At 64.0% G+C, this 683-nt stretch carries 1 protein-coding gene; it reads left to right on the forward strand.

The features are described 5' to 3' along the window. Positions 1–125: 125 nt before the first annotated feature. Positions 126–683 (forward strand): class I SAM-dependent methyltransferase (locus N826_RS44080; protein ID WP_157599448.1); only part of this gene is annotated, 558 nt, incomplete at its 3' end.

Raw genomic sequence — 683 nt, forward strand, 5'->3', positions numbered from 1 at the left:
GATGCGACAGCAGCTGCGCTGGCGCCGGCATCCGGTTTGCCGGGCTGCTCCACCTGCTGGGATCAGCTCCCGCCACCATTCCGGCGCGGCCTGGGTGCATGATAAACCTTCCTGGAGGAAGAGACGTGAAGCCTATCCCACCCGACTCCTCCAACCGGATGCGCTGCGGAGAATCGAATTCCCGGCGGCTTGCCCCCAGCCCCAGCGATGCTGACGGATGTGCTGCGATCCTGGCTGCTCTGCCCCGTGATCGCTATGTCTGCGCCCTCGACATCGGCGCTCCAACCAGCGTCCTGAGCCATCAACTCGCCAGCCGGTGCGATGGGCTGCTGTCGGTGGCGATCTCTCCTCTGCCTCCCTTATCAGCGAGAGTGCGCAGCACCGACCCTGCCCGGGCGACAATCGACGAGTTGGAGCTTCCAGGGAAAACAGCGGACGGACCGTTCGATCTGATCGTGCTGTCGGAAGTCGGCTGTTATCTTTCACCGACAGACCTGGACCGGGCTGGACGCCTGATCCAAGGGCTGCTCACCCCAGCCGGCGACTTTCTGCTGGTTCACGCTGTCCGAGACACCCTTTGTCCCCTGTCCGCGAACGACGTCCATGATGCGATGGCGAACCTGCACGGCTTCAGGGTTCTGACCGACCGGCACAGTGCCGATCATCGTCTGACCCTGCTGTGC

Origin of the sequence: Skermanella aerolata KACC 11604 (assembly GCF_000936425.1) — a bacterium.
Taxonomy (GTDB): domain Bacteria; phylum Pseudomonadota; class Alphaproteobacteria; order Azospirillales; family Azospirillaceae; genus Skermanella; species Skermanella aerolata.